Source organism: Pseudolabrys taiwanensis, from assembly GCF_003367395.1.
In the GTDB taxonomy this organism is placed as follows: Bacteria; Pseudomonadota; Alphaproteobacteria; order Rhizobiales; family Xanthobacteraceae; genus Pseudolabrys; species Pseudolabrys taiwanensis.
The window spans coordinates 2253378-2266568 of sequence record NZ_CP031417.1; the positions used below are offsets into that span (position 1 = coordinate 2253378).

8 protein-coding genes and 1 tRNA gene are annotated in these 13191 nt (G+C 63.5%); 4 read left to right on the top strand and 5 right to left on the bottom strand.

The genetic code is table 11. The features are described 5' to 3' along the window. Positions 1 to 58: 58 nt before the first annotated feature. Positions 59 to 3553, bottom strand: a complete 3495-nt coding sequence (locus tag DW352_RS10810; protein ID WP_115691111.1) for a chemotaxis protein CheB — start codon at positions 3551 to 3553, stop codon at positions 59 to 61. A 149-nt stretch (positions 3554 to 3702) separates the two neighbouring features. On the opposite strand from DW352_RS10810, the gene DW352_RS10815 reads away from it, so the two are divergent. Together DW352_RS10815 and DW352_RS10820 are read left to right on the top strand one after the other, a co-directional pair. Next, positions 3703 to 4746, top strand: a complete 1044-nt coding sequence (locus DW352_RS10815; RefSeq protein ID WP_115691113.1) for a chemotaxis protein CheB — start codon at positions 3703 to 3705, stop codon at positions 4744 to 4746. 54 nt (positions 4747 to 4800) lie between these two features. Continuing rightward, on the top strand, positions 4801 to 5205 hold the full coding sequence (locus DW352_RS10820; RefSeq protein WP_115691115.1) for a DUF6894 family protein: 405 nt from the start codon (positions 4801 to 4803) through the stop codon (positions 5203 to 5205). A gap of 44 nt (positions 5206 to 5249) precedes the next feature. Here the strand turns inward: DW352_RS10820 and DW352_RS26765 are convergent, their stop codons facing one another. From DW352_RS26765 to DW352_RS10835, 4 genes are all read right to left on the bottom strand, one after another. Beyond that, the gene (locus DW352_RS26765) at positions 5250 to 5480 is read right to left on the bottom strand and encodes a hypothetical protein (RefSeq protein ID WP_162826905.1); all 231 of its coding nucleotides are present in this window, start codon (positions 5478 to 5480) and stop codon (positions 5250 to 5252) included. 302 nt (positions 5481 to 5782) lie between these two features. Continuing rightward, positions 5783 to 9364 (bottom strand): autotransporter domain-containing protein, encoded by a 3582-nt coding sequence (locus DW352_RS10825; RefSeq protein ID WP_115691117.1) that lies wholly within the window; start codon positions 9362 to 9364, stop codon positions 5783 to 5785. A 27-nt stretch (positions 9365 to 9391) separates the two neighbouring features. Further along, positions 9392 to 9640 (bottom strand): hypothetical protein, encoded by a 249-nt coding sequence (locus DW352_RS10830; RefSeq protein ID WP_162826906.1) that lies wholly within the window; start codon positions 9638 to 9640, stop codon positions 9392 to 9394. A gap of 467 nt (positions 9641 to 10107) precedes the next feature. Then, a tRNA-Gln gene (locus DW352_RS10835) sits at positions 10108 to 10182 on the bottom strand. 297 nt (positions 10183 to 10479) lie between these two features. Between DW352_RS10835 and DW352_RS10840 the strand changes: the two genes are divergently transcribed. Then, entirely contained in the window at positions 10480 to 12207 is a 1728-nt protein-coding gene (locus tag DW352_RS10840; RefSeq protein WP_115691122.1) for an acyl-CoA dehydrogenase family protein, read from the top strand. Between the two features lie 49 nt (positions 12208 to 12256). Then, positions 12257 to 13117 (top strand): SDR family oxidoreductase, encoded by an 861-nt coding sequence (locus DW352_RS10845; RefSeq protein WP_115691124.1) that lies wholly within the window; start codon positions 12257 to 12259, stop codon positions 13115 to 13117. The last annotated feature ends 74 nt before the right edge of the window (positions 13118 to 13191 follow it).

Sequence of the window (13191 nt, forward strand, 5' to 3'; positions counted from 1 at the left end):
CAGCAACGTCGCCGCGGCTGCCAACTGCTAGTGCGCCGATCGCACGAGCAGCTCGGTTCTAAATGGCGTTCCGCAGGTTCACGTCCACCGTGCAGACGAGCCCCGTCTTTTCGAACGTCCGCTTCACGGTCGCGCCGGGGATCGCCTGGTTCAACAGCGCACTTCCCGCGCCCATCTTCTCGACATCGCCCAGCGTGGGGCCGCCACTCTCCCGCCAAACAAGCGAGAGGTGATTGGCTCCATCCCGAGGCGTGACCGTCCAACTGACCTCTATGCGGCCATTGGCGACCGAGAGCGCGCCGTATTTGGCGGCGTTGACGGTCAGTTCGTGCAGAACCAAGCTGAACGGCGTCGCCATGGCCGGCGGCAGAAGCACAGCTTCGCCGCGCACCGTCAGACGATCTTTCACTTTCGACATGTAAGGCTCGAGCTGCCTGCGTGCCAACACCTCCAGGTCCGCACCCTCCCAATCGGATTGCACAAGGAGGTCGTGGGCGCTCGAAAGCGCGCTTAGGCCGCCGCGGAAGGTATCGAGGAATTCCTTTGTCGATTGGGCTTCGCGCGAGGCCTGGTTTGCGACCGCGCCGACCACGGTGAGGATGTTCTTGACGCGGTGCTTGAGCTCCCTGAGGAGCATATCCTGGCGCTCGTCCCACCCCTTGCGCTCGCTGATATCGCGCGTGCTTTCCAGCACAAAGCGGCGGCCATCCATGGCCTCGAGCTGAATGATGCTTTCGACCGTGATCTGCCGGCCGTCCTTGACGGTCTGCCGCAACTCGCCGGACCAGTTGCCGTCACGAAGCAGGCGCGCGCGAAGTTCATCGAAAGTCGCGCCTGGCACCACGGTCTTCAATAGCCGTTCTTTGTCCTTTCCGAGCGCCTCGGCGCGGCTGTAGCCGTAAAGCACTTCGCAGCCTTTGTTCCATTCGAGAATGCCGCCGTCGAAATCCCATACGAAGATCGGGTCGCGAGACAGATCGACGAGCTGTTTCTGCTGCCGCAGGCGCAGCTCGCTTTCGCGCAGCGCCTCCTCGACGTCACGACGTTCGGTGACGTCGACGAATGTAATCACGACGCCGTCGATCTTATCGTCCACAGTACGATAGGGCCGAATGCGCACGTCGTACCACTTCCCCGCCCGGCTATGAATCTCACGCCGCACCGGCGCCAGGTCCGACAACACCGCCCGCACGTCTTTGATCAGATCGTCATACTGAAGCTGGTGCGCGAAATCGGTGACCGGCCTTCCCTCGTCGGCCGGCTTGATGGAGAAAAGCTCGGTCACCCGCTCGGTAAAACGCTTGATGTGCAAGCGTGAATCGAGAAACAGCGTACCGAAATCCGTCGCGGCCATGAGATTTTGCAGGTCGCTATGCGCCCGTGAAATGGCCTCGAGCTTCAGTTTCAACTCGCTGTTGACGGTCTGCAGTTCCTCGTTGATCGACTGCAACTCCTCCTTGCTCGTCTCCAGCTCTTCGGACGTCGAGCGGTACTCCTCGTTGATCGACTGCAGCTCTTCGTTGGCGGCGCGCAGCTCTTCGTTGGCGGCGTCCGACTCCTCACGCACGGTCCGCAGCCGCGCCTGGGTCAGCTCCAACTCTTGCATCAGACGCCGCACCGTCTCGTTGGTCGACCGATGGTCCGCCGAAGCGCCGCCTTCTTCGACCTCGTCCCCCTCGACGAACATGACGATGGCCGTGCGGTTTGCCTCTTCCTCTTCCGTCGCTTTGATCTGAAGCAACACGCGTTTGGTGCTGCCATTGAAGCGAACGTGAATAGGCAAACTCAACGTCGGCAGATGCTGCTCGAACAACCGGTGTAGCGCGGAACGCAACTCGAAGCGCAGCTCGGGCCGAACCAGATCGACGACATCGCCGCTCAAAGGCCCACCGGACGGCAAAAGATAACGCCCGGCATGGTCCGACAGATGGATGACGCGGTGATTTTCGTCGACCAAAATGCTGGGCGGCGCCACGCGCTCGATCGCCCGGCGGTGCATGGCCGCATCGCTCAGTGCCGCCGACGGCGTCATCCCCCGCGCCAGTTGGCCGATTTGCTCTCTGATCCGTACCGGACCGAGCAAGCGCGGTAGCAGCCTTGGTTTTTCGCCCGCATGAGCGGTCGATTGGTAAACGCGCGCGCTGCGATCTAAGCTGCGAAACAGGCCCGGCGGGTTCTCGGCGGTCTCCGACGACCCCAGAAACAGGAAGCCTCCGGGATTGAGCGCGTAGTGGAATGTCCCGCAGACCTGCTCCTGCAGCTCACGGTCCAGATAGATCATAACATTGCGACAAGAGATCAGATCGACGCGCGAGAACGGCGGATCTTTGAGGAGATCATGCACGGCAAACAGCACCACGTCGCGCAATTCCTGGCGCACGCGGTAGCCGTCCCCCTCGTTGACGAAAAAGCGCCTTAGCCGCTCGTCGTTGACGTCGGTTTCGATGGCTGCTGGATAGCGCCCTTCCCGCGCGATGGTGAGAGCCCGACCGTCAAGATCCGAGCCGAAGACCTGAATGGGAGGTCGCAATTCGCGGCGGCTCGCCTCTTCCAACAGCAACATGGCAATGCTGTAGGCCTCTTCGCCGGTTGCGCAGCCGGCAACCCAGACGCGGATCGGCTCCCCGGCATTGGCGTCGAACAACTGCGGAAGCGCCAACTTCCGCAGCACCTCGAACGCTTCGGCGTCACGAAAGAAACCCGTCACGGAGATCAGGAGGTCGGCGAGGAGCGCATTAGCCTCCTCCGCGTTCTCCCTCATGTGATCGTAATAGGCTTTCAAATCGTCAGTGCGCGTCACCTGCATCCGGCGGACGATCCGGCGTAGAACGGTCGAGCGCTTGTACTTCGAGAAATCGTGACCGGTGCGGATGCGCAGGTGTGCCATGATCCGGTGCACCAACTCCTCGTCGACCTTCGGCCCGTCCGCAAAGGGCCCGCTCTGCTTCAGCCTGATTAAATCCGCGAGACGCGCGCTGAGCTCGCGTACGGGCAGAACAAAATCGACGATACCGGTCGCAATGGCGCTGCGCGGCATGGTCGCATGATCGGCCTCGGCCGGATCCTGCACGAGAATGATACCACCCGTTTCCTTGACGGCTCGCACGCCGAGGGCGCCATCTGAATTGGCACCACTTAGAATGACCGCAAAGCCGTCGCCGAGCCGTTCGGACACCGAACGGAAGAAGGCGTCGATAGGCGCGCGTTTGCCCCGCGGCTCCGCGAACTCGATCGGTTCGATCTCATGATCGACAATCCGTAGACTACGGTCAGGCGGGATGACATAGACGTGGTTCGGCTCGACCTTCATCCGACGTTCGACGGACACGACGGTCATGCTGGTGCGAGCGGATAACAGTTCGGGCAATTGGCTGTGCCGCTCGGGATCGAGGTGCGTGACAACCACGAAAGCCGCACCTGTATTGGCGGGAAGCGCCGCAAAGAACGCTTGAAGGGCGCGCAGACCACCGGCGGACGCCCCCATCGCCACCATGACTGGACGACCGTTATCGTTCCGTGGCTGCGTCGAAGCGCCACCGCCTGTCTCAGCCATACGCTCTCATTCCGCAGAAAATGCCCCGATATCAGCACCATAGTACTCGCCCCATGGACTGACAAACCTTTCTTGGCGTTGCTTTCAGGGGAACTCGAACCGCTATCTCGCTTGGCGAATTGTCCTCTCAAGGGGTGCGGAGAACGCCGATGGGTAACCGAAATATCCTCGCGATTGGCACGTCCGCCGGCGGCGTGGAGGCGCTTCGATTTCTCGTATCGAAGCTCGATGCCGATCTTCCCGCAGCGGTTCTCGTGACAATCCATCTGCCCAGCCATGGCGAGTCCGTCTTGGATGAGTTGCTGAACAGCGCGGGGCAGTTGCCGACCAAATTCGCCGAAGACGGAGAGCTTATCAGAAACGGAGCGATGTATGTCGCGCCGGCCGATCGTCATTTGCTGATCGACGACGACCGGGTGCGGCTGGGACATGGGCCACGGGAGAGCAATGCCCGTCCAGCGATCGATCCTATGTTGCGCTCGGCGGCCTTGTGTTGTGCGGCGCGGACGGTTGGCGTCGTCCTGACGGGAACCCTGGACGACGGCGCTTCCGGACTATGTTCGATCGCCGAATGCGGCGGCGTGACCGTGGTGCAGGACCCAAAGGACGCCGCTTTCTCCGATATGCCCCTCAAAGCACTCGACCGCGTCAGCGCCGATCATGTGGTGCCGCTTGCGCACATGCCGCAGCTTCTGGACAGGCTCGTACGGCAGCCGGCTGGCGACACGCGGCCGATCTCGAAGCTCCTCCCGTACGAAGTCGAAGTCGCTCGCACAGGACGGGCCAGTATGCAGCAAACCGGCGAGTTCAGGCGCCGGTCGTTGCTTTCCTGCCCCGCCTGTCACGCCCCCCTGACGAAAATCGATGAAGGCAATCCTTCGCGCTATCGGTGCTGCAGTTGCAGCGCCTACACGGCCGATTTGATGAGTCTTGCGCTCGACGAAAGCCTGCGTCGCGCGCTTGCCGTAGCCTTGCGGGCCCTCGAAGAGCGAGCGGCGGTCGCCGGCAAACTAGAGAAGGACGCCCGACAGAGGCACCAGACGCTGGTCGCGACCGACTGGGAGCGACGAGTAAAAGAATACCAAAAGGAGACCGGCATCGTTCGCGACGCAATCGTGCGGATCGATGACATTGAGACGATCCGGCGTGCCACGCATACGCGGCTGCAGAACCCGGCACCGAATTGTGATTGAAACATTTTCTAGATTGACGCCATACTGAAGCCACAGAGCCATCGTGGTCCGACCATGCCCCGCTATTTCTTTAATCTGAGAACCGGTCGTTCGCTGCTGCGAGACTTCGACGGAAACGAGTTCGACAACGAAGCGGCCGCCCGCACCCATGCGGAAACGATCGTGCGCGAACTTATGCGGAATAACGAGGCGGCATCTCGCGTCTGGCGGCTCGAAGTCTGCAATTCCGATCGCTCGCCGTGTTTTGAGATCCTGTTCGCGACGCTGGACGACACGATCAAGCACTTGCCGTCCAATCTTCGGGAGTCGGTGACCATCGTGTCGACTCGGATCGGCTCCCTCTCCGACGCCATCGAAGACGTGCGAATGAGCATTCGCGAATTGCGCGCCACGTTGGCGCAAACGAATCGCGCGCCTTACTTGGCGGCCGTCCACGGACGGCGGATTGGCGGCGTCTGAAAGCTTAAGACGCCTCTCAGAGTGCAAACGCGCCAAACCGCCAGTCAGCGCGGGTCGCCTTTTTCAGGCGTAGCATCATGCATGGTGAGCACACCGCTCTCGGACAACGCCGGACGGCTTATCGAACCGCGCAGCTCCTGCAGCTTGCCTCTGACCGATTTCTGAGGGCGTCTCAGCCGCGCCGCGATACGCCAAAGCGGCAGCTGCCGCGAATAGAGTTGTCGCAGCTCAGCTATATCCCCATCGGACCACCGTTTGGTCAGCGGCTTACGCATTCGACTAACCTCCTCGTCCGCGGTCACCTGGCATTTTCCTTCCGCATTTTTTGCCAAGTACCACGTGCAACCAAACCGCAAGGCGCCGATGGGTTCCCAACGAAGTCCTGCGCAAGGAGCAAGGACGCGATGAACCGGCCGGCGACCCATACACATGTACCGAGACGGCTGCCTGCACCGAAATGCCGGTGAATGCTGTGACGCCCAATGTGTCAAAAAACACAGTCTGGCGGCGCCTTGGCGTTAGGCGACATTGAGCGCCGCGGCGCAAGATACGAAGCTGCACGGGACCGGGCAGCACCTCACCACGTGAATCGACCGCCCCCCGAAAACTGGTGGCTCGTCGCGTTGGAACGGAACTCGCCGTTATAGGCCACGAAAAGCCGCAGATTCTCGCGCGTCCAGCCGGCCAGCTTGAGTCCGACCAAGGCGGCGTCACGGCCCGGCTCGGCGGCGTTGACGTAGAAGGCATTGTCGAGCAGCGCCGCCTGGCTCACCAGTGTCGTGTCGCGCAGGTCGTGCGCCCAGCCCAGCTTGAGTTCTGGCATGAGCGTAACGCCGCCCGCGACATGAGTCATGGCGCTGAAGGATGCGCCGACCGTCGTGGTGAGCTTTTCGAAGCTCTGCGCCGGATAAGTCAGGCCAAACGGTTGCTGCGTCTCGCTATAGCCGTTGAGGCGCAAACCTTGCCAAGCGATGCCGGCGTAAGGCTTCATCGTGAAGTGCGCGAACGGAATGAGATAGCCAGCCTCGATGCCAAGACCGCCGCCCCAGCCTTGGGTGTTGCCGTTGATGGTGCCCGCGGTCAGATCCGTCATGCGCGACGTCTGCATCTGTGTTTGACCGAGAGCGGCCCGCATGTCGATGACCGCACGGCCCGGCGTCCAGCTCGCATAGATCGCGCCGGAGTAGCTGTTGGATGTACCGTTGCCGCTCTGCGCGTCGGTGGTGGTGCGGGTAAAGCCCATCGCCAGGCCGCCGACCAGGTCATCCGCCAACAACCTGTCGGCGCCGAGCGTGAAACCGCCGCTGCGGCTCTTCGAGCCCTGCAGGCCGCCATTATCCCCGACCGAACTCCATCGGCCGAAGGCCTGGCCCCACACGCCCCACCCCTCCTTCGACGGCGCAACCGGCATGGCGCTGGCAAAGGCATCGGCAGCTTGCCGTGCTTCGGCGCTCGGTGTGTTGCTGGCATAGGAAAAAGCGACCGACTGCGACGACGCTTCCTGCGCATCGCCCGCGCCCAGCATCAAGGCGTTCTGACGGTCGGCGAGCGAGCCCATGAAGCCCGTGAAGGCCGTCGCCGCTGCGCTGGTGACCGCGGGCTGGCTTGGACCGCTCAACTGACTAAGAGCCGAGCTGTAGGATTCGGGTGACGACAGCGTATACAGCGCGTCATACAGCGCCTTCGCGGCGCCGTTCGGCACCGCGCCGGCATCCGGGCGGTTCGCATCGAGCACGCTCGCAACGCTCTGCTGGTTCCGGTCGAGCGATCCGGCCGTCAGGCTCGCGAAACTCAGCGGCGTCACCGCCAGCGTGATCGAGGTCGGCGCGTAAATAACATCGAAGCGGCCGTTGACCGGAAGCCCGTCCGGCTGCGCCAGCGAGGTGAAGGCGCCCGCGGTGTGCGCGCCGTATGTCGCTTCGACGAACATGAAGCGCGTGCCGATCAAGGGTGTGTAATTGCTCGGCGTGCCGACGCTGTCGCGCAGGATCGGCGTGAGCGCGCCATTGGCGTTGAACGCATTGCCCGGACCGGTGACGATGATGCGGTCGTAAGTGCCCGGGCCACCCGGTACGATCAGCGTGCCGTCGATGTCGATGCGGGTCGTTGCCGTCGAGGTCAGCGTGACGCTGTCGTTGAAGGTGAGCATGCCCGCCGAGTTGCCGACCACGGGCGTGCCCGGCGCGATGGCGCCATTGGCGATGAGGTCCGTCACGTTCGGCATCTTGCCTGGCGAAAGCGTGCCGGCGATCGTCGTCGCGCCGTTGATCTCACCGATACCGGCGAGCGTCCCGCCCCGATCGACGGTCAGTGCATGGCCGTTGCCGATCACGCTCAACGTACCGTCGACGGCGAGCGTGCCACCGAACACGGAGACATTGCCGGGGGCGGTGGTGCGGCCCGCGATGGTGAGAATGCCATCGCCGTCCTTGTTGAACCCGCCGGAGGTCGTGAGCGGCTGGCTCCAATAGACGGTGGTGTCGGTCGGAACCGTCTCCGTCCAATTAGCGGCCAAAGTCGTCGGTCCGTCGGTAGCACGGTCGAGCCGGATGAGGCCGTAGCCGTAAATCGCGTCGAGGCCGGCCGCGCCGAGATCCTCGGTGGTGGAGAAGAGAAGGCGTGCGAGGTCGCGCGCATTGTAATCGGGATAAGCCCCGATCAGCACCGCAATGGCGCCCGATACGGTCGGCGCCGCCATCGAGGTGCCCTGCAAGGGCGCGTAGTTGTCGTAAGGCACGGTTGAGTAGACGCCGCCATCCGTTTCGGCGTCGCCGCCAGGTGCGGCCACGCACCAGCTCGCGGTCACGCCGCAGTAGTTCGAATAATAAGCCGGCTGCTTAAGCCAGACCCCGCTTCCTGGGCTGGTCTCCTTTATGCCGATGGACATCACACCGATGATGATGCCGGGCTCGGCGAGCAGTGAAGAATAATTCAGGTAGCTGTTGTAGTCGTGATAGACGCCGGCATCGAGATGTTCTGGGCGAATGAAGGGATAAAGCGCGAGCCCCGATGGATTTTGGCCGGCCTCTGGATGCTCTCTACGGTCGTTGCCGGCGGCGGCGACGATGATTTTTCCGGCCTTGAGGGCGTTGCCAGCTGCCTCGGCCTCATCGGCCGAATAGGGTGAAACGCTCCATATCGCCTGCGGCGGCGTGCCCTCGGGCAGGCTCGGCCCGTAGCTGGCATTGTAAACCATCACGTTGCTGAGCGACGTGAAGTAGTTCAGGGCGTCGACCGTGCTGAATCCCGGCGCCGGCGCCGCGTTGGGCGCGCCGCCATCCTTGCCGGCGCTGATCACACGGATGGGCACCACCTTGGCGTCATAAGCGACGCCGTGGGTCGCCACGTTGTCGAATTTTTCCGCCGCGATGAGGCCAGCGACGTGCGACCCGTGCTGGTCTTTCGCATCCGGGCTTTCCACGCCGACGTCGGTCGGGTCGTAAGTGTCCCCCGGATTGACGAGGATGTAGTTCATCGCGCGCGAGAGATCGAGCTTGTTGCGCAGCGCGTTATTGTTGACGTCGAAGCCGGTGTCGCCGACCGCGACGTAAACCGGATTGTTGCTGGCGTCCTTGCCGGTAAAGCCGCGGCCATAGGCCGTGTTGGCGCCGATCAGGTCGAGGTTCCAGGTCTGGGCGAAGGTCGAGGCGCTGAGCGGAAGATTGGGCGACGGGTTGTTCGCCGTCGGCGCCATGACCGGTGCGGCATAGGCCGAGGCCCCGATGCCGCTCGTGGCATTGCGCGCCGTCATGACCTGCGGCGCGTTGGGCGCGAGCGCCAGCCTGTGTCCGGTGGTGAGGACGCCCAGGTCGGCCGCGGTGGTTAAATCCCGTGCAAGACCAGGAGCCAGGCCGCGCGCGTATTCGATCACCTGATCGCGCTGATTGGGGTTGCGATACACGGCGTCGAACACGCCGGCGAGCACGGCATTCTTCCCGCCGCGCACGGAGAGATTCAGCGCATTGACGATCTCAGGCGGAAGCGCCTTCTCGCGCTTCGCCGCCCGCGCAGGCGATGCCTTGGTGAAAGCTTCCGCGGTCGGTACTTGAGGGAGGGCACCCCAATCACGCGGCCCTGCAACAGCTTGCGTGACCAACAGCGTCAACGCGGTCGATCCCAGCAGCAGCTTGAGATTACGACAATTTCTTCTAAGCACCATGGCCCCCGCCACCCCGAATTCCGCTTGTTATGATTTGAAGTGATGGCCGTCGCGCACGTGTCTGCGTCGCACAGCGACGAGAGCGCTCGGGAGTTCGAGCGAGCGACGGCCAAAATCGTGGGCGCTTCGATCCGCCATCACACAACAGGTGTGCTCGAACGGCGCATCGAGAGGAGCGGCGGGCGCGATTGCTTCACCGTTTCGCGCCGAGAGCATCGCATTCGATTGTTCGGAGGCGATGGATACTTTCAATTCCGACGTCTCGATTTTTTCCATGGCCGCGCCGGCTTTGAGCAAGCCGAAGCGAGTACGATGATACGTACTCTCCGGTATAATTGCGCTCACCTTCTTTGGGCAAGCACTGAAAATGACGATCGCGCTAAACTTGTGCGGAGCACATGCGGGTTCCGAACTGCGTCAAAACCAAATGCCGATTGTGGAAATTGAACTGCGTGCGCGGCCGGCGGATGGAACTCGGCACACCGTGCAGACCACAGCAATGTTCGAACGATAGGCTGCCCATCTTGGGCGATGCGAAGCGCGAACCGGCCGCATCCGGGAGTTCTGTTCGCAAGAGGCAATCGCTGCGTCGAACAACGCGGCACGCGGACGCGTCGCTACGCTCGACGATTGCTAGGCGAGCGACACGGCGAGCGCCGTTGTGCGACCGGGTCTGCCGCAGCGCCGTGCGTCGGCGCGCAACCGGAACCGAAATTCTTTTCTATTGGGCGCGGAGGACTGGCTGGCTGGGGCGCCTGGATTCGAACCAGGGAATGGCGGAATCAAAATCCGCTGCCTTACCACTTGGCTACGCCCCAATGCCGACCGTGCCGGTCGCGCCCGACAATGTCGGGCATCTCGGCGTCGTGCCGATATGCGGTGTGGTCCCCGCAACTCGTTATATCGGCGGCGCGGACCATAGCCGCCAAGCCGTCCCCGATCAACGCCCGCGCGACCCTTTCCCGCCGGAATTTCCCAAGTAAAAACAGAGGTCTTACCGGCCGGCCGTCGCCCGGCCGCCTGCAGCCTGTGCGCCGCGGCATGAAGGCCGGCCGCCCCTTGGCGGCCGGGCACCTCGCATTGACCACAAGCGGCCCCCCGCTAGATTGCCTCGCATGACATATCGCGCCCCCGTCTCCGATATCGCCTTCGCTCTCAAGCACGCCGCCGGCGTGGACAAAGCCATCGCCGAGGGCCTCTACGGCGATCTCGACGAAGCCACCATCGACAGCGTCCTGGAGGAGGCCGGCAAGTTCGCCTCCGACGTCATCGCCCCGCTCAACCGCCTCGGCGACACTTTCGGCACGCCGTTCAAGGACGGCACCGTCACGACGCCGCCCGGCTGGAAGGAGGCCTACACCTCCTGGGCCGCGGCCGGCTGGAACGGCCTCGCCTCGCCCGCCGATTTCGGCGGCCAGGATCTGCCGCACGCGGTCAACGCCGCCTGCATCGAGATGTGGAACGCAGCCTCGATGGCCTTCGGCATAGGGCCGGTGCTGACCATGGCGGCGATCGACGCGCTGCATGCCTACGGCAATGACGACCTGAAAGACCGATATCTCGGCAAGCTCATCAGCGGCGAGTGGATGGGCACGATGCAGTTGACCGAGCCGCAGGCTGGCTCCGACGTCGGCGCGCTGCGCACCAAGGCCGAACGCGTTGGTGACGGCACCTATCGCCTCACCGGCTCCAAGATCTTCATCACCTATGGCGAGCACGATCTCACCGACAATATCATTCACTTCGTGCTGGCCCGCCTGCCGGATGCGCCGGCCGGCACCAAGGGCATCTCGTTATTCCTTGTGCCAAAGGTGATGCCGGACGGGACGCGCAACGACGTGCGTGCGCATTCGGTCGAGCACAAGATGGGCATCCACGCCTCGCCCACCTGCACCATGGTCTACGGCGACAACGGCGGCGCCGTCGGCTGGCTCATCGGCGAAGAGAACAAGGGCATGCTCTGCATGTTCACGATGATGAACCGGGCGCGACTCGCCGTCGGCCTGCAGGGCGTGGCGATTGCCGAGCGCGCCTTACAGCAGGCATTTTCTTACGCGCGAGAGCGCAAGCAGGGCGCCGGCGGCGTCATCTTCAATTATCCCGATGTGAAGCGCATGTTGCTCACCATGCGCGGCCTGACCGGCGCCGCGCGCGCCATCTGCTATGCGACCGCCGTCGCGCTCGACCGCTCACTGCGCAGCAAGGATGACGCGGCGCGCAAGGCCGCACACGAACGCGCTTCGCTGCTCACGCCCGTCGCCAAGGCGTTCGCCACCGACATCGGCATCGAGGTCGCGTCGCTCGGCGTGCAGGTGCACGGCGGCATGGGTTTCATCGAGGAGACCGGCGCCGCGCAGCATTATCGCGATGCCCGCATTGCCGCGATCTACGAAGGCACCAACGGCATTCAGGCGATTGATCTCGTCACCCGCAAGCTGCCCCTCGAAGGCGGCAAGACGGTCGCGCTTTATCTTGATGAGTTACGCGCGACCGTGAACGCCGTACGCGAGAGCAACTCGCCGGCCCTCGGCGAGACCGCGGCGCGGCTTGGCGAGGCCATCGACTCGCTCGAGCGAGCGACGAAGTGGCTGCTGGCGCAAAAGAGCTCGGCCAGCGCGCTCGCGGGCGCGACGCCCTATCTCCGGCTGTTCGGCAACGCTGCCGGCGGTTGTCTGCTCGCCGAACAGGCGCTGGCGGCTCTCCGCGCCGGCGACGGTGCAGGCCGAACCGCGTTGGCGCGGTTCTTCGCCGAGAACATCGCCGTGCAGGCGAATGGACTCGAGCGGACGGTGACCGAGGGCGCCGACAGCGTCACTAATGCAGAAGCGGCGTTAGCTGATTAAATGTCGTCCCCGCGCAAACGGGGACGACAGAAAAAAGTTAGGAGGCCCGATGTCCCTCAAAGGCAAGACGCTCTTCATCACCGGCGGCTCGCGCGGCATCGGCCTCGCCATCGCGCTGAAGGCCGCCGCCGACGGCGCCAATGTCGCCATCGCCGCCAAGACCGCCGAGCCCCACCCTAAGCTGGAAGGCACCATCCACACCGCGGCCGCCGAGATCGAAAAGGCCGGCGGTCGCGCACTGCCGCTGCAAGTCGACGTGCGCGATGAAGCTTCGGTGGCGGATGCACTCGAGAAAACGGCGAAGACCTTCGGCGGCCTCGACATCGTCGTGAACAACGCCAGCGCCATCAGCCTCACGCCGGTGGCGCAGACCGACATGAAGCGCTTCGATCTGATGCATCAGATCAACGCGCGCGGCACTTTCATGGTCTCGAAGTACGCGCTGCCGTATCTGACCAAGGCGAAGAATCCGCACATCCTGACGCTCTCGCCTCCGCTCGACATGAAAGAGAAATGGTTCGCGCCAGCCACCGCCTATGCCATGGCCAAGTTCGGCATGAGCCTCGTCGTGCTCGGCCTCGCCGGTGAGATGCGCGGCAAGGTCGCAGTCAATGCGCTTTGGCCGCGCACCACCATCGCCACCGCCGCGATCAAGAACCTGCTCGGCGGCGACACCATGATGCGCATGTCACGCACGCCGGACATTCTGGCGGAAGCCGCCTGGCGCATTTTCCAGAAGCCGGCCGACTTCACCGGCAATTTCCTGATCGATGACACATTCCTGGCGTCGGAAGGCGTTACCGATTTCGATCAATACCGCGCCGATCCAAGCCAGCCGCTGCAAGTGGATTTCTTCGTGCCGGACGATGTCCCGCCGCCGCCCGGCGTGAGTTTCAAGGCGAAAGCGTAGCCGCTTGCGCGAGTACCCTCTCCCCTTGCCGGAGAGGGGAAGAGAGCGTGTTGCACCGCTTCGCCATTTACGCG